The organism is Nocardia sp. NPDC056000 (genome assembly GCF_042269265.1).
Lineage (GTDB): Bacteria > Actinomycetota > Actinomycetes > Mycobacteriales > Mycobacteriaceae > Nocardia.
In genome coordinates this window covers 375,077-389,988 of record NZ_JBHJXS010000004.1, presented here as the reverse complement: position 1 = coordinate 389,988, position 14,912 = coordinate 375,077, and the positions used below count along the sequence as shown (strand labels likewise).

15 protein-coding genes are annotated in these 14,912 nt (G+C 64.1%); 11 read left to right on the top strand and 4 right to left on the bottom strand.

The window, feature by feature from the left end; genetic code table 11:
* Positions 1 to 58: 58 nt before the first annotated feature.
* On the top strand, positions 59 to 703 hold the full coding sequence (locus ACFC4D_RS14120; RefSeq protein ID WP_376063212.1) for a uracil-DNA glycosylase: 645 nt from the start codon (positions 59 to 61) through the stop codon (positions 701 to 703).
* 269 nt (positions 704 to 972) lie between these two features.
* Here ACFC4D_RS14120 and ACFC4D_RS14115 read toward each other — a convergent pair whose 3' ends face one another.
* A complete protein-coding gene (locus ACFC4D_RS14115) occupies positions 973 to 2,040 on the bottom strand; it encodes a PucR family transcriptional regulator (RefSeq protein ID WP_376063671.1) in 1,068 nt (355 codons plus the stop codon).
* A gap of 311 nt (positions 2,041 to 2,351) precedes the next feature.
* Between ACFC4D_RS14115 and ACFC4D_RS14110 the strand changes: the two genes are divergently transcribed.
* The 5 genes from ACFC4D_RS14110 (at position 2,352) to ACFC4D_RS14090 (ending at position 6,856) form a co-directional block, all read left to right on the top strand.
* Positions 2,352 to 4,175, top strand: a complete 1,824-nt coding sequence (locus tag ACFC4D_RS14110; protein WP_376063210.1) for an FAD-dependent oxidoreductase — start codon at positions 2,352 to 2,354, stop codon at positions 4,173 to 4,175.
* 211 nt (positions 4,176 to 4,386) lie between these two features.
* Positions 4,387 to 4,857, top strand: coding sequence for a hypothetical protein (locus ACFC4D_RS14105; RefSeq protein WP_376063208.1), 471 nt, complete (start codon positions 4,387 to 4,389; stop codon positions 4,855 to 4,857).
* A 202-nt stretch (positions 4,858 to 5,059) separates the two neighbouring features.
* Positions 5,060 to 5,353 (top strand): hypothetical protein, encoded by a 294-nt coding sequence (locus tag ACFC4D_RS14100; protein ID WP_376063207.1) that lies wholly within the window; start codon positions 5,060 to 5,062, stop codon positions 5,351 to 5,353.
* A 94-nt stretch (positions 5,354 to 5,447) separates the two neighbouring features.
* Complete coding sequence (locus ACFC4D_RS14095; protein WP_376063206.1) at positions 5,448 to 6,077, top strand: LysE family translocator; 630 nt, start codon at positions 5,448 to 5,450, stop codon at positions 6,075 to 6,077.
* Positions 6,078 to 6,151: 74 nt separating this feature from the next.
* Positions 6,152 to 6,856, top strand: coding sequence for a hypothetical protein (locus ACFC4D_RS14090; RefSeq protein WP_376063204.1), 705 nt, complete (start codon positions 6,152 to 6,154; stop codon positions 6,854 to 6,856).
* A gap of 52 nt (positions 6,857 to 6,908) precedes the next feature.
* Here the strand turns inward: ACFC4D_RS14090 and ACFC4D_RS14085 are convergent, their stop codons facing one another.
* A complete protein-coding gene (locus ACFC4D_RS14085) occupies positions 6,909 to 8,192 on the bottom strand; it encodes an NADH:flavin oxidoreductase/NADH oxidase family protein (protein ID WP_376063203.1) in 1,284 nt (427 codons plus the stop codon).
* A gap of 61 nt (positions 8,193 to 8,253) precedes the next feature.
* Between ACFC4D_RS14085 and ACFC4D_RS14080 the strand changes: the two genes are divergently transcribed.
* The 3 genes from ACFC4D_RS14080 to ACFC4D_RS14070 all read left to right on the top strand — a co-directional run bounded on the left by ACFC4D_RS14080 (position 8,254) and on the right by ACFC4D_RS14070 (position 10,521).
* A complete protein-coding gene (locus tag ACFC4D_RS14080) occupies positions 8,254 to 8,832 on the top strand; it encodes a TetR/AcrR family transcriptional regulator (RefSeq protein ID WP_375957969.1) in 579 nt (192 codons plus the stop codon).
* 76 nt (positions 8,833 to 8,908) lie between these two features.
* Positions 8,909 to 9,841, top strand: coding sequence for an acetoacetate decarboxylase family protein (locus tag ACFC4D_RS14075; RefSeq protein ID WP_376063201.1), 933 nt, complete (start codon positions 8,909 to 8,911; stop codon positions 9,839 to 9,841).
* Positions 9,838 to 10,521, top strand: a complete 684-nt coding sequence (locus ACFC4D_RS14070) for a type 1 glutamine amidotransferase domain-containing protein (RefSeq protein WP_376063200.1) — start codon at positions 9,838 to 9,840, stop codon at positions 10,519 to 10,521. Before ACFC4D_RS14075 ends, ACFC4D_RS14070 begins: the two co-directional genes overlap by 4 nt.
* 1,096 nt (positions 10,522 to 11,617) lie before the next feature.
* Here the strand turns inward: ACFC4D_RS14070 and ACFC4D_RS14065 are convergent.
* Both ACFC4D_RS14065 and ACFC4D_RS14060 read right to left on the bottom strand, forming a co-directional pair.
* On the bottom strand, positions 11,618 to 11,971 hold the full coding sequence (locus ACFC4D_RS14065) for a hypothetical protein (RefSeq protein ID WP_376063198.1): 354 nt from the start codon (positions 11,969 to 11,971) through the stop codon (positions 11,618 to 11,620).
* The gene (locus ACFC4D_RS14060) at positions 11,968 to 12,222 is read right to left on the bottom strand and encodes a hypothetical protein (RefSeq protein ID WP_376063197.1); all 255 of its coding nucleotides are present in this window, start codon (positions 12,220 to 12,222) and stop codon (positions 11,968 to 11,970) included. Before ACFC4D_RS14060 ends, ACFC4D_RS14065 begins: the two co-directional genes overlap by 4 nt.
* A 301-nt stretch (positions 12,223 to 12,523) precedes the next feature.
* Between ACFC4D_RS14060 and ACFC4D_RS14055 the strand changes: the two genes are divergently transcribed.
* Together ACFC4D_RS14055 and ACFC4D_RS14050 are read left to right on the top strand one after the other, a co-directional pair.
* Positions 12,524 to 14,107 carry an acyl-CoA synthetase gene (locus tag ACFC4D_RS14055; RefSeq protein WP_376063668.1) on the top strand — a complete coding sequence of 528 codons (1,584 nt, stop codon included), beginning with the start codon at positions 12,524 to 12,526 and terminating at the stop codon, positions 14,105 to 14,107.
* A 40-nt stretch (positions 14,108 to 14,147) separates the two neighbouring features.
* Complete coding sequence (locus ACFC4D_RS14050; protein WP_376063196.1) at positions 14,148 to 14,909, top strand: dienelactone hydrolase family protein; 762 nt, start codon at positions 14,148 to 14,150, stop codon at positions 14,907 to 14,909.
* Positions 14,910 to 14,912 lie beyond the last annotated feature (3 nt).

Sequence of the window (14,912 nt, the reverse complement as noted above, 5' to 3'; positions counted from 1 at the left end):
GACACGCCGGGCGTAGCTCGTGCGGCCCTACCATCGAGAGAACCGATGGAGGAGCAGCATGGTCCTGGGACGCAATGCCTACCCCGAGGTCCGGAACGAGCGCATGTCGCGCATCCGCCAGCCGCACGTCGCGCCGATAAACGCGCTCGCCGATGAAATCGCGCGGGCACGCGCACTGGAGCCGGGCACGGTCCCCTACGTCGATCCGGATCAGGGCGGAATCCACGCCCGCGCACTGGTTCTACTCGACAACCCGAGCACGATGGCAGAGGCGGGTACCGGCTCGGGACTACTGAGTCTGGACAACAACGACGCGACCGCCCGCAACTGCCGCGAAGCATACGACCGTCACGGCGTCAGCTGGAAGAACGTCGTGCACTGGAACGTCTGCCCCTTCCCCACCTCGAACACCAAGAATGGTGGCTCACACGTGTGGGAGCTCAAGGCAGGCGTCGTCTGGACCCGCCGCCTCGTCGATCTCCTGCCGGACCTCACAATTGTTCTGCCCCTTGGCAAGAACGCCCGCACCGGCTGGCAACTCTCAAACATCGCCCGTCCAGATCTCTACGACTTCACCACCCGCGAGATCCCGCACTGCGGCAACCGCGGACTGAACAGCAAACCCGGCGCCCGGAAAGCATTCGACGACGCGATCCGAGACCTCAGCATCATGCTCGGCACACCTGCGGGACAACGGGACTGACTCGTCGACGGATCCAGCTACACAGACCGTGAGTCGCTCACGTCGATGGTCACTTCGTCTCCCACCGGGTCGCCATTGGAATCGACCGGCGTGTAGTCGATTACGCAGTTCAGGCCCCTGTCGGCGCAGAGGCGGATCAGCAGTTTCAGGTTCGCGATCGAGCCAGTCGGTGAGAACCGCTGATACGGACTGACTGTCGCTGCTGGCGATATCGCCGTAGAAGGCCATCTGACTCATGCGTTTTCCTGAGCTGGGTTCGGTGGGACGACTCACGGTCTCGGGCCTTCGCTGAGTCTGGCTATCAGGGCTGAGCGTAGTTGCCAGAGGTCGGAGGGGAGGGCCGGGTCGAGGCCGGTCAGTTGTTTGATGCGTTGCATGCGGTAGTCGACGGTGTTGGCGTGGATGTGGAGTTGGCGGCCGGTGCGGCGGCGGTTGAGTTCGTTGGAGAGGTGGATGCGGAGGGTTTTGAAGAGGTCGGGGTGGGCGTCGAGGGGGTCGAGTTGGGTTGCGAGGAGGCGGCGGGCGGGGCCGGGGCGGGTTAGTTGGTATTCGAGGGCGAAGTTGTCGAAGCGGTAGAGGCCGGGGGTGTTGTGGGCTTGTCGGACCAGGTTGAGGAGTTCGCGGGTGTGTTCGGCGGCGGCGGGGATATCGGGGACGGTGGCGTGGGTGCTGGTGGCGGTCACCTCGACTTCCGCTGCGGCGGAAAGGCGTTTGACCAGATCGTTGACCTCGTCGTCGGTCAGGGTTGGCGCGGGGATCAGGACGGTGCCGCCGCCCGGGCCCAGGAGGGACAGCACACCTGATTCGGCGTGCGTGGTGAGTTCGTCCTGGATGCGGCCGATCGTGCGGTTCGTGGCGACCTGCGTGGGGGCGGATGGAAGACCCAGTGCCAGAACGGTATAGGACTCGGCGATGGTGATGCCGCACTCGCGAGCCATCGTCTTGGTGCTGCGGCCGCCGAGGAGTGCGGCGGCGAGTGTTGTTGCGGCCCCGCGGCGTTCGCAGAGCACGGAGCGCAGTTCGCCGAGGTAGGCGAGTGAGGCGGTCGAGGTGATGACGGTCAACAACGAGATGGCCAGTGCGACACCGGTGGTGATGTCACCGGCGTTCGCCGGATTCACCCGGGTCGTGAATTCGGCCAAGCCCCTGCGGAATCCGGTGTGGATGGCGTGCTGGATCGCATCGAGTGGCACACCCGCGCGCGCCCAGTCGGCCACCGCCTGGGTGAGCGGGGCGAGGTCTGCCGCGGTGGGCTCGGCATGGCCGTCCAGCATGTCGATCGCGAATTCGGTACACCGCCACGTCACGGTGGTGAGGTCCGCGCAGCTCTGATTCATGGTCACCACGACTTCTCATGTCGCACAAGGTCTATCGCCTGGATCGTGGAACGTAGCCTGTCACGGAACAACTCTCGGTAAGGCATTTTTGGAAGTATTGATGGGGAACTAATTACACCCGTTCAGCTGTCGAGATTGTTCCGTGATGTCACATATATGCAGGTAAGCGCGCTTTCTGTGACCTGAAACAGACTTGCCAGGAAACGGTTACAGCCAAGAATAGTTGTTAACATATTGCCTCGACGGAATAGTCGGGCCCCCGGCGGAGCGCAGGATCGCACGCCCCGGGCCGATTGGTCGGGAGGCCGAACTTGCACGACAAACAGTTACCGCCGCAATCGCGGCGCTCATTCTTCAAGAATGCCGCGGTCGCCGGCGCGGGCGTGGCAGCGCTCACGACGATGGGCACGGTGCCCGGAGCCGGAAAGGGCTGGCGGGCCAGCGCCGCTCCCCCGGGGAAAACCGTGGCTATATTCGGCGCGGGCCCGGCCGGTATGACAGCGGCACATGAACTAGCCGAGCGCGGATTCGCCGTCACGCTGTACGAGGCGCGAAATGTGCTGGGCGGCAAGACCCGTAGCATCTACGCCCCCAACTCGGGGTCCACGCCATTACCCGGCGAGCACGGATTCCGCAGCTTCTTCGGCTTCTATCACAACCTGCCGGATACGATGCGCCGAATACCGTTCGCGGGCAACAAGAATGGCGTGTGGGACAACCTGGTCAGACTCGAAGCGGCAATGATCGCCGGGGTCAACCGGCACAACCTCACCATTCCGCTACCGTTCCCGATCCCGCTGCCCCAGCTGCCGATGACGTTGAAAGCCTTCATCGACTCGGTGTCCTCGGTGCTCGAGACGGTATGGCGACTCCCGGCGCAGGAGGCGCTGTTCGCGGCGGAACGCCTCGGCGTCTACGTAACCAGTTGCGACGAACGCAAATTCGGCCAGTGGGAGAACATCACCTGGACCGATTTCGCGAAGCTGAACAATTCGTCGAAGGAGTACAACCGGTTCCTCGGCGACGGATTCATCAAAGAGCTGGTAGCCACCAAATCCGCGAACTGCAGTGCCAACGCGATCGGGCTGGTCGGTGAATCCTATGTCTGGTCACTGCTGGGCATCAACAACGACGGTGGTGCGGCGGGTGAGGGCAACGATCGGGTGCTCAACGGTCCGACGAGTGAACAGTTCGTCAATCCGTGGGGCGACTATCTGCGCTCCATCGGCGTGAAGATCCAACTGGAACAGCAGCTTTCGAGCTTCAAGACCAATGGCAAACACATCGCTTCGGCGACGGTATCCGGTTCCGGTGGCACGAACGCGGTGGAAGCGGACTACTACATCTCGGCGATACCGCACGAGCGCTTCTCCACCGTTCTCGACGACGCCATGGTCGCGGCGGATCCTGCCCTGGCAGGTGCGCGCAAACTCCAGAACGCCTGGATGGTCGGACTGCAGTACTTCCTCAAATCCCGCCACGATCTGGCCAACGGCCACGTCGGATACAACGACGCCTCCTGGGGGCTGACCTCCATCAGCGAAGCCCAGTTCTGGAAGAAACCGCTCACCTCCTACGGCGACGGCACCGTCAAAGACGTTCTCTCCGCCATCATCTCGGATTGGGACACCCCGGGCATGTTCAACAAGAAGACCGCCAAACAGTGCACGCCCGAGGAGATCGTCAAGGAAACCTGGGAGCAGATCAAGGCGCACGTCAACGGCGACGGCGTCACCCAGCTGACCGACGATATGGTGCACTCGACGCTCATCGACACCGGCCTCACCGGCGCGGGCACACCCCAAATCGCCTACGACGACTCGATTTTCATCCAGAACGCGGGCTCATGGACCCAGCGTCCCGAAGCCGCCACCGGCATCGACAATCTCATGCTCGCCGGTGACTGGATCAAAACCGATATGAACGTGTCCTGCATGGAAGGCGCGAACGAGGGCGGCCGCCGCGCCGCCAACGCCGTACTGCACGCCTCGGGCTCATCCCAGGGCGCGGTCGAACTACACAAACAGTTCAAACAGCTCCTCTGGGAACCGTTCAAGGCCGTCGACGCCGGACTGTATCGCGCCAATCTGCCCAACGAATTCGACATCGTCGACGGCGGCCGCAAACCGCACTGACCACATCGCGGCCATCACCGCTCCCGCTCGTGATGGCCGCTGCCGACCGGCGTCTGAATCGGACCAGACCGTGCCGGTCCGGGGGATCATGCCCCTTCTCCCCGCTGACGGCATGATCCCCCGCATTCTTTCGCATCGATCACAGCCTGGAGGTGAACGCCGCTCGGCGCAGCGAGACATCGAATCCCACAGAGCAATAACCCTTTTCAGCATGTTGGAGGATCAGATGAAGAACCGATATCCGGCACGAAGACGCGTACGAATCGTAGCCGCCTACCTGCAAGCCACCGCGGCCGTCATGGTCACCGGAGCGTCGATCGTGACGCTCGGCCTCGGCGTCGCCGCCGCGACGCCCGCCCCCATCGGCGGTACCGGCAGCGCCGACTTCCCATCCCTGCCACTGTCCCAAAGCGCCTACACCGGTTCGGCGGGTAGCAGCGACACCAAGGTCTCCCTGCCCATCGCCGATTCGGGCAGTTCCGGATCGGGAGACAGCGGTTCGGGTCTCGGGTCGGCTGGCAGCGACGGAAATATCGCAAGCCCCGGTAACGGCAACACGCTCAGCTCGGGCGCGGTAGGCGACGGCTCCAGCGAAAGCGGCAATCGAAACACCGCGCACGACAGCCAGAGCGGCGCGCAACCTCTGGACCTGGGCCCCGCGGTCCCGGATCCGACTCACTGAACCATCGATCGATCCCGGTCGCCCAGCAGTCGAGAGCCTGCTGGGCGACCGTTGCGCTGTCCGAAATCGGGTATATCACCGGCATCCCAGCTGTGAGACGCGCCGCGAAGTTGGGCCACATGCTTGAATTCACGTGCCATGCGGGCTAACGCTCTGTATGAAGTAGGCGAAACAGGCAAGGACCGCAAGGAGATTGACACCGATGGAAACCCAGACCCAGACCGCACCAGCGCTCATTTCCGATACGGACGTGGAATCCGCGATAGCGCTTGTGCGAGCGAAGGCCCCCGAAACCCGCTTCGGCCGCTTCACCGCGCGCCGACCGGCTAACGGCGGCAAGTACATTCAGGTCAACCGCGTCGACGCCGACGGCCTCGTGCTACCGAACGGCTGGACCTTCCTGGTCGACCTGTCGGCGCAGAAGGTCGTCCGCGTCGCGGTGGACCCGGAGAACTTCGACCCCAAGTCCGCTGTGCGCCACGGCATGACGTGCTAACCGGTCATATCGACCCGCACGCATCACATCGCACGCTGCACTCGACGGCAATGAGCCAGCCGGTATGGGCCGATCGCCCATATAGGCTGCGCGCATGCCGCACGCTCTGCTGTCCTTCGCCGTAGTCGCGGGTCTGCTCACCCTGGTCCCCGGGCTGGACACCGCGCTGGTGCTCCGCGCCGCGATCAGTCGCGGCCGCGGCTACGCATTCGCCACCGCGATCGGAATCGGCACCGGCACGCTGGTGTGGGGCGTGGCCGCCGCGGCAGGAGTCTCCCTGCTGCTGACCGCCTCGGAACTGGCGTACACGAGCCTGCGCATCGCCGGAGCGATCTACCTCGCGTGGATGGGCATCACCATGATCCGCGACGGACTCCGCAAACGGGCAACCAATCCACAAGCCACACTGGATGATTCACCCACGAGCGCATTCGGAGCCTGGGCCCGCGGCCTAGGCACCAACCTCCTCAACCCCAAAGTCGGCGTCTTCTACGTCGCGATGCTCCCCCAATTCCTCCCCGACGGAGTCCCACCCCTGCTGATGGGCTCCCTCCTCGCCCTCATCCACAACATCGAGGGCATGCTCTGGTTCACCGCGATCATCACCGCCGCCACCCTCGCGAAAACCTGGCTCAACCGCGACAGCGTCCGCCGCACAATGGACACCCTCACCGGCACAGTACTGATCGCCTTCGGCCTGAAACTAGCCGCCGACCACCGGTAGAGAACTCGCTGAACCCTTTCTCGGCGGCTCGCGAGCCCAGCGCGGTGTCGGTGGCCGCTATTACATTGCCGGACATGGAGTTGGAGTTGCCGCATCCGCGCGTGCTGTGGGTGACAGCCGTTGTCATGGATGTGTTTTTCGCGGCCTTCCCCGACGCGGTGTTCGAACCCGCCGAGTTGGCCGAAGAGATCGGTACGGCGACGGTGGTCACCGGCGGCCGGTTGGATCATGAGGACTGTGCGGGCAACTGGTTCGCCCTCATCCGATATCCCGGTGATCGCGCAGTGCTGTTCGGATGGGATCGTTGCAACACCGTCTGGGACCAGCCCTACGACCCCAGAAGCGATGCGCCGGAATGGGTTCGAGCTGTCGAGCTCAGGACACATCACCCGCGTGTTCTCACCGCGGACTCGATCAGCTTCGTGCGCTGGTGGGAGCATGGCAGCTGGCACTCCACACCCACCGAACTCGAAGACGGCCTCGACCTCTGCTTGGGTGAGTGCGCCTACGACAACCGGCTCCGAACGCTGGCCAAGGATGCGCACGCCGCTGCAGTGCACACGTCATACGACGATGACACCGGTGAGGTTCTGGACCATGTCAGCCTCGACGACCTCAACCAACTCGCCGATGCGGCCGGTCGCTATGAGGTGACAGAACGCCATCTCGAGATCCTCGCACCCGAGGTGGCCCGTGCTGCGTATGAGTACTTCTCGCAGGCCGGTATGGTCTCCGGCGCTCCCGAACCGGTCGAACTGCTTCCCGGCACAACGCAATAGGCACTGGGAAGGTAGCTCGGACATCGTCTTGGACGTATGCCACCAACCGAGTTCAGGCCGCGCGGCGGCCCAACCAGATGCGGTAGTGACGGAGTGCGCGCTGTTGGAGCACAGTCTCGATGAGAAGCGCGATTACCGGATTCCTGGAGGGGCGGGTGCGGCGGCCTGCGCCGAGGCGGCGGAGTTGTTGGCGGACGCGGGCCATACTGGCGGCGGAGGCGACGGCTTTGTCTTTCATTCGGACCGGGGTGAGTTCGATGGTGGCAGTGGGGTTTTCGTGCCAGTGGTTCGGTAGGTCCGGGTTGATTGCTAGGGCGCTTCCCATGCCGACCAGGTCGATGCCGCCCGCCAGGACTTCTTCGGCTACCGGGAGTCGTATGACGCCGCCGGTGAGCATCAGGGGAAGGGGGCTGGTGGTGGCGAGTTGTTCGGCCAGGGCCAGGAAGTATGCCTCGCGGGAGCGGGTGCGGTCGTCGCCGGATTGGCCGGTCATGGCGGGGGATTCGTAGCTGCCGCCGGAGAGTTCGACCATGTCTACGCCCAGGGGCGCGAGCATGGTGATGACCGTTGCGGCATCGTCGGCGTCGAAGCCGCCGCGTTGGAAGTCGGCGGAGTTGAGTTTGACCGCGACGGCGAAGGTAGGTGCGACGGTGGCCCGGACGGCGCGGACGATGTCGAGTAGGAGGCGGGCGCGGTTTTCGAGGCCGCCGCCCCAGCGGTCGGTGCGGTGGTTGGCGAGCGGGGAGAGGAACTGGGAGAGCAGATAGCCGTGTGCGGCATGGATTTCCACGCCGTCGAAACCGGCTTCTTCTGCCCGGCGGGCGGTTTCGGCGAAGCGTTGGACCGTCTCGGTGATTTGGCTTTCGGTCATGGCAACCGGTTGTGCGAAACGCTTGGTGTTCTTACCGACATCGACACGGATTGCCGAAGGAGCCCAGGCTACGCCCGGCATGTCGGCGCGCACCTGTCTGCCTGGATGGTTGATCTGCATCCAGACCTGTGCGCCAACGCTTTTGGCTGCGGCGGCCCATTCACGGAATGGCTCGACCGGCGAATTCGCTTCGAGGACAACGCCACCCGGGCCGGTGAGCGCCTCGGCATGAACCATGACATTGCCGGTGATGATCAAACCGGCTCCACCGCGACTCCAGCGCTCGTAGAGCCGGAAGAGCGCCGGGCCGGGGAGTTGCCCGCGAACGGCCATGTTCTCTTCCATGGCGGCCTTGGCAAGCCGGTTCGGCAGCACCGATCCGTTGGGGAGCGTGAAGGGCGTGAAGACCGGTGAAGCCTGCTCCGACCCGCCGGACCTGGTGGGGATGGGGACTGCGGATGACATCGCTGCTCCTGATCGCGGTATGTTTACATTGCTAACATGAGGCTAGGAAGGAATGTGTGCAGTGTCAACTTCAGTGAAGAGTGGTTACCATCACGGTGATCTGCGGGCCTCGCTCCTGGAGGCGGCAATGCACCGGCTCGAGGCCGGTGAGCCGTTCTCGCTGCGCGCGATCGCACGCGATGCGGGCGTCTCCCAGACCGCGCCCTATCGGCACTTCGCCGACAGGGAGGCATTGGAGTCCGCGCTCGCCGCGCAAGGTCTGCGGGATCTGAAGGCGGACCTCATCTCGGGTGGCGAATTACCAACCTCGACAACCGATCTCGGCGAGCTGGCAGTCACCTACGTCGAATTCGCGCTGCGCCGACCGGCACTATTCCGCCTGATGTTCGGCAACGCCTGCGATACGAGCGACGAGGACCGCGTCCAAGCCGCCGCGGAGATTCATGACCTCTTGAAGCTGGCGATGACGCACGTCTTCCCCGATGGCGGCTCCGAAGCACTCGCCTCGGCGGGCTGGGCGCTCGCGCACGGCCTGGCATTCCTTCACCTGGACGGCAAGCTCACCGCCCAGTCGAGCACGGAAGTCGCCGATCACGTACGCGCCGCGTTCGCCGCGATCCTGGCGGTACGCACGCAGTAGCCACGCCGAGTGTTGACAGTGCTTACATCGAGTCTTAGCCTCGTCGATGTAAGCATTGTCAACATAGGGAGCGTTCATGGGTGCGCCCACACCACAGCTGGTCACCGTCGACCTCGGAGGCCGCGAGGTCGATGTCCCCCGAGGCGGTCTCTACGACCGCTTCCGAATGCATGCCGACCTCGATGCCATCGCGGCTGATGCGCGAGTGCCCGGTGTCGAGTTCTTCCGGCAATTACCCAAAGCCAAGGTCGACTCCCCGATCGGCCCCACCTGGACACCGAACTTCTACTACCGAATCTCCACCGCGCGATTGACGATGATCGCCCCCTCAGCGGCGATCCGCGCACGACTGCCGCACGAGTTGTCCCCGGTCGAACTCATACCCGGCGTCGGACTCGTCTCAGTGATGTTCTTCCGCTACGACATCTGCGATATCGACTTCTACACCGAGGCCGCCGTCGGCATCGCCGTCAAACCCGCGCGGCACCGCGGATTCGGATTCCTCGATCTGCTCACCGGATTGAAGAACGACCACCTGCACACCTACGTGCTGTCCCTACCCGTCAGCAGTAAGATCGCCCAGGTGCGCGGCCATGACGGCTACGGCTTCCCGAAATGGGTGACCGGCATCGATGTCGACATCGACATCGACGCCGATAGCGTCACGGCCCGCGTCGCGAATGACGACGGCGATATCGATGTGGCCTTATCCGCCTCCACACCTCGTCAGGTGAAACACGCTTCGGGCGAACAGGTTTCGACCCTGACCTCATACACGAGGATCAATGACGCCTGGCATTCGACACTTAGCCAGACCAATACCCTCTCCACCGGCACCGCCCGCTTCCCGCGTGGGATCGACCTCGAACTCGGCGCGGGCCGGGTCGCCGACGACATCCGCTCACTCCGCCCCATCCGGACGATCCAGCTCGATGTCATGACCGAGGGCCAGAACGCCCTGCACATGCCGATCCCCACCTCCGTCCGAACGAAGGGCGATCACGAATGACCAAGCGCATCTTGAACGTCGTCACCAACGTCGGCCACTACGACGATCCGTCCCACCCGACCGGACTCTGGCTGTCCGAGCTCACCCACGCCTGGCAGGTCTTCGAAGAACACGGCTTCGAACAGACCCTCATCAGCCCGGCAGGCGGACCCGTACCCCTGGAACCGCGCTCACTCTCCTTCCCCAACTACGACAAGACCGCCAAAGCTTGGCGCGCCGACCCCTCCCGAATGGCATTGCTGGAGAACACAATCGGCCCCGACCAGATCGACTCCGCCGACTACGACGTCATCTACTTCACCGGCGGCCACGCGGTCATGTACGACTTCCCCGATAGCGAAGGCCTGCAACGCATCACCCGCGAGATCTTCGAACGCGGCGGCATCGTCGCCTCGGTCTGCCACGGCTACTGCGGTTTGCTCAACACGACACTATCCGACGGCTCCCACCTCGTCGCCGGCCGCAACCTCACCGGATTCGCCTGGCAGGAAGAAGTTCTCGCCCGCGTGAGCAAGCTCGTGCCTTACAACGCCGAACAGGAGATGAAGAACCGCGGCGCCCACTACACCAAAGCCAAACTCCCCTTCGTCTCCTACGCCGTAGTCGACGGCAACCTCGTCACCGGCCAAAACCCGGGATCAGCAAAGGAAACCGCACAAAAGGTCGCCGCCCTCCTCTGATCGTGTCGGTGGCACTCCCGAAAATCCATACAACCGCCGCTATTCCCACCTCGCTCAGCGACGAACTTCTGCGCGACGTCGAGCACTTACCTTGCTGACCTTCACCATTCCGGCAAACCTGACACGAATCCTTCTGACCGGTAGCGTTCGCGATCCGTAAACGCCTCAACCCCAGGGGGATTCGTCCGCAATGCGCATCGCCACTTTCGTCCTCGTCACCGCTCTAGCTACAGCCCTCACCGGCTGCGCTAGCAGCACCACCGAATCGGCACCGGCAGCCATCTCGTCGGCTTCGACCACCACGGCGGTGGCGCACCCCACCACCTCAATAGCACCGACGCCTGCAGTTCCGGCAGGAGCTCCAGTTGGTGCTCCTAACATCGCATTACGGCGAGAAACGTGCCAACAATGGTTAGATTCCTTCAACGCGGCCGCAGAGCTCGCTAAGGACGATCCGACGTGGACGGCGCAGGGATGGGCCGACGGCCTCATCGCTGAGGTATCGAAATCGTCTGATTGGGATGCCCTACCAGCGGCCGATAGGGCCGCGATGGCTGCCGGACTCAAGGACGCCGCACGCGGCAGCTGTTCCTAGCCGGTACTCCATGCCCGGACGGCCCCACCGGCCGGCATGGTTCTGCGCTGTAAACCGGTGACATCAGCTGGCCCGTTGTGTCGCGAGCCAGCTTGTCATCATCCGTTCGTCGCTCCCATAGCCCAGTTAGTCACACACCGTCGGTGCCAGACACGGCCTTACCGTTCACGGTGACCCGCGCCCCGCATTCGTTGCGGCCGTGGCGATCTGTTCGAGTGCCCCGAGCAGGACAGACAGCGTGCTCATCGACGTTCGAGAATTCGGCGACAGCCGCATTGGACATGTTCTCCAGTAAATCACCTGGGGGAGTAGACGGGACCGCCTGCACGGCAATCGATCTCGGCTTCGCTGCTACGCCCATACAAGTCCACGGTCCGCCCTTCTGGCGGCAATGCGTATGCACCCCAGCCAATTCCACGCTGCCCGGCAACCATCAACGACGACGGGGGAACCATCCAGAGAACCCGGATGGTTCCCCCGTCTCGGGATTTCGGCGCTGAACTACTCGTCGTCCCACAGCCCGAATCGGGCTTTGAGGCGGGTGCGGATCTTCGCCCATGTCTCGGGGGTGCATTCGCCGTATGGTTCGCGGCTGTCGTCGGGGCCGACAAGCCAGGGTGTGTAGACGGTGTCGATTTGATCGACGCGTATCCAGCCGGTGCGCGGGTCGGCATCAGTGAACGGGACGGCCATCAGGAGGCCGGGATCGCGGTTCTCGACGCGCGCAACCTGGACCCATGTCGTATCGGGTGCGATTTGGTCGGTGGCAGTGACGATGACGCGGTATGGGGTGCGTTCGTCGTCCTCACGGCCGGGGCGGATTTGGGCGTAGCGGTAGACGCCCCCCTGTTTCACGCGGCGTGACCGTGGTGGTCGCGGTCGGCGGCCTCCGCGGCTTGCTGCGCTGCGTGTTGTTCGCGTGCTTCGGTTTCGTTGTCACGGGCGTTGTCGAGGACAGCAGCGCGGGCAGCGTCGTCCTGAAGGATCTGTTTGACGGCGGCGCGGGCGAAGAACGGCGAGATCTTCTGGCCCGCGCGGGCGGCGGCGTCCTCAATGAGGGAGTACATGTCCTCGTCGACAGTGAGGGTGATCTTTCGAGTGGCCATACTTTCACACCATACTAAAAGTATGGCGTTGGTGGGGTCGACTGCCTGACATTTGACACGCTGCAACGGTGCCCGAGCACAGAATGTTTGCGGCAGTTCCTACCTGGACACGAGAGCACCCCGAGAGCAACAGACGGAAAGGTTGTTGGGAGCACTCACTTTTGCGTTCTCTGAGACATTTTATGTGAATCATGATTCTCTTGTGCAATAGTGTCGGGACAGGTCGTTTCAGGAGGTGCCGGTGAGGGCTGCGGATTCGCTGCTGCGGGTGGGGCGGACGGTTACGGACGCGGTGTCCGCCATGGAGGTGTTGCGCAGGCGGGGGATGTTCGATGTGCGGCGGCCGGGGGAGGTGGTGCAGTCGATGCGGGATGCGGGGATTTATGGGCCGTTCACCACGATCCTGGCGCATGCGGCGCGGCGGGATCCGGGGGCGGACGCGATCAGTGATGAGCGTGGGACGCTGACGTTCGGGGAGCTTGATGCGCAGTCGAATGCGCTGGCGCGGGGGCTGAGTCTGGCGGGGTTCGGGCCGGGGACGGTGCTGGCGGTGTTGTGCCGTGATCATCGCGGGATGGTGTTGAGTCTGCAGGCGGCGGGGAAGGTGGGCGCGCGAGTTGTGTTGATGAACACCGGGTTCGCCAAGCCGCAGCTGGCGGACGTGGCCGCTCGGGAAAACGTTGGGGCGGTGCTGCTCGATGGTGAGTTCGCGGGTCTGCTGGATGCGATTCCGGCCGAGATTCCTCGAATCCTCACGTGGGTGGATCAATCGGACGACGTCGATGCGAGCCTGCCGACGATCGATGACCTGATCGCCGCCAATTCCTCTGAGCCGCCTACTCCCCCGACCAAGCCCGGCGGGCTGGTCATTCTCACGAGTGGAACCACCGGGACTCCGAAAGGCGCACCGCGCGATAAAGTTTCGCCGTTGCAGTCCGCGCAGTTCCTCGATCGGATTCCACTCCCCCGCGATGCCGCCATGGTCATCGCCGCACCGATCTTTCACGGCACCGGACTGTCGCAACTCATGCTCGGCTGGGCGCTGGGGAACAAGGTCGTCCTGTTGCAGCGCAAGTTCGACCCCAAGGCGACACTGGCCGCCGTGGCCGAAAACCGTGCCGCCACATTGGTTCTGGTGCCGACCATGCTGCAGCGCATCGTCGACCTCGGACCCGAGGTGCTGCAGAGCATCGACACGTCCTCGCTGCAGGTGATTTTCGCGGCGGGCTCCTCGGTCTCGCCCGATCTGAGTCGCCGCACCGCAGAGGCTTTCGGCGAGGTGCTCTACAACCTCTATGCCTCAACCGAAGTCGCAGTCGCCGCCGTTGCGACCCCGCAGGACATGCGCGAAGCGCCCGGCACGGTGGGCAAACCGCCGGTGGGGTGCCGCGTCGCGCTGTATGACGAAAACCGCCGCCGCATAACGAAACCCGGTATCACCGGCACCATCTTCGTCTCCAGCGGCCTGAGCTTCGCCGGGTACACCGACGGCCGCAACAAGGAAACCGTCGACGGCCTGCTCTCCAGCGGCGATGTCGGCCATTTCGACGCCGAGGGCCGCCTGTTCATCGACGGCCGCGACGACGACATGATCGTCTCCGGTGGCGAGAACGTCTTCCCCTTGGAAGTGGAGAACCTGCTGGTCTCGCGCCCGGACATCCTCGATGTGGCGGTGGTCGGCGTCCCGGACCCGGATTTCGGAAAACGCCTGCGCGCCTTCATCGTCCCGGCCCCGAACACCACCATCGACCCGCAGTCGATCAAGGATTACGTCAAAGCCAACCTCGCCCGCCACAAGGTTCCGCGTGATGTCGTCTTCCTCGACGAGCTCCCCCGCAACGCCACCGGCAAACTGCTGCGCCGAAATCTGTCGAATATCGAATGAGGTACGTTCGAGGCCGACTATGCAACTGGAGGCTGCAACGATGACTGCGCTGCAAGGTCATTCACTCGACATTCCCACCCCCGACGGCGTCGCCGACGCCTACCTCGTCCATCCCGACGACGACTCCGCGCACCCCGGCGTACTGGTGATCCAGGACGGTTTCGGGCTGCGCCCGAGCCTGCGGACATTGGCCGATCGCATTGCGTCGCACGGCTTTACCGTGCTGCTGCCGAACGCCTTCTACCGCCACGGCCGCGCTCCGGTGGTCGACCTGCCCGATTTCATCGATCCGGGTGAGCGCCCGGAGATCTTCCAGCAGGTCTTCCCGATGATCCGCGATCTCACCCCCGATCGCGTACGCGCCGATATCGGCGCGTACCTGAACTGGATGGCGGCCTCGCCCAAGGTCGCTCCCGGCAAGGTCGGGCTCACCGGCTACTGCATGGGCGCGCGCCTGGCGGTCATCGCCGCCGCCATGTTCCCCGACAGCGTCGGGGCGGTCGCCGGATTCCACGGCGGCCCACTGGTCACCGACACCCCGGACAGCCCGCACCTGATGGTCGAAAACATCACCGGCGAACTGTATTTCGCGCACGCGGGTGAAGACCACCACATGACCCCGGAGCACATCGCCCAATTCGACAAGGCGCTGGAAGCCGCGGGCGTACGCCACCGCACCGAGGTATACGACGGCGCGCAGCACGGGTTCACCCAGGCCGATACCGCCGCCTACGACGCCCAATCCGACGATCGGCACTACGTCGAACTGCTGGGCTTGTTCGACCGCACGCTGCGTTCCTGATCG

What these genes read in the sequence shown, in the direction of transcription:
- ACFC4D_RS14090 (WP_376063204.1), top strand. Translation starts at nt 6,152, where the DNA reads ATGGAGTTGGAGTTGCCGCATCCGCGCGTGCTGTGGGTGACAGCCGTT.
- ACFC4D_RS14105 (WP_376063208.1), top strand. Translation starts at nt 4,387, where the DNA reads ATGTTGGAGGATCAGATGAAGAACCGATATCCGGCACGAAGACGCGTA.
- ACFC4D_RS14075 (WP_376063201.1), top strand. Translation starts at nt 8,909, where the DNA reads ATGGGTGCGCCCACACCACAGCTGGTCACCGTCGACCTCGGAGGCCGC.
- ACFC4D_RS14070 (WP_376063200.1), top strand. Translation starts at nt 9,838, where the DNA reads ATGACCAAGCGCATCTTGAACGTCGTCACCAACGTCGGCCACTACGAC.
- ACFC4D_RS14115 (WP_376063671.1), bottom strand. Translation starts at nt 2,040, where the DNA reads ATGAATCAGAGCTGCGCGGACCTCACCACCGTGACGTGGCGGTGTACC.
- ACFC4D_RS14060 (WP_376063197.1), bottom strand. Translation starts at nt 12,222, where the DNA reads ATGGCCACTCGAAAGATCACCCTCACTGTCGACGAGGACATGTACTCC.
- ACFC4D_RS14055 (WP_376063668.1), top strand. Translation starts at nt 12,524, where the DNA reads ATGGAGGTGTTGCGCAGGCGGGGGATGTTCGATGTGCGGCGGCCGGGG.
- ACFC4D_RS14120 (WP_376063212.1), top strand. Translation starts at nt 59, where the DNA reads ATGGTCCTGGGACGCAATGCCTACCCCGAGGTCCGGAACGAGCGCATG.
- ACFC4D_RS14095 (WP_376063206.1), top strand. Translation starts at nt 5,448, where the DNA reads ATGCCGCACGCTCTGCTGTCCTTCGCCGTAGTCGCGGGTCTGCTCACC.
- ACFC4D_RS14085 (WP_376063203.1), bottom strand. Translation starts at nt 8,192, where the DNA reads ATGTCATCCGCAGTCCCCATCCCCACCAGGTCCGGCGGGTCGGAGCAG.
- ACFC4D_RS14100 (WP_376063207.1), top strand. Translation starts at nt 5,060, where the DNA reads ATGGAAACCCAGACCCAGACCGCACCAGCGCTCATTTCCGATACGGAC.
- ACFC4D_RS14050 (WP_376063196.1), top strand. Translation starts at nt 14,148, where the DNA reads ATGACTGCGCTGCAAGGTCATTCACTCGACATTCCCACCCCCGACGGC.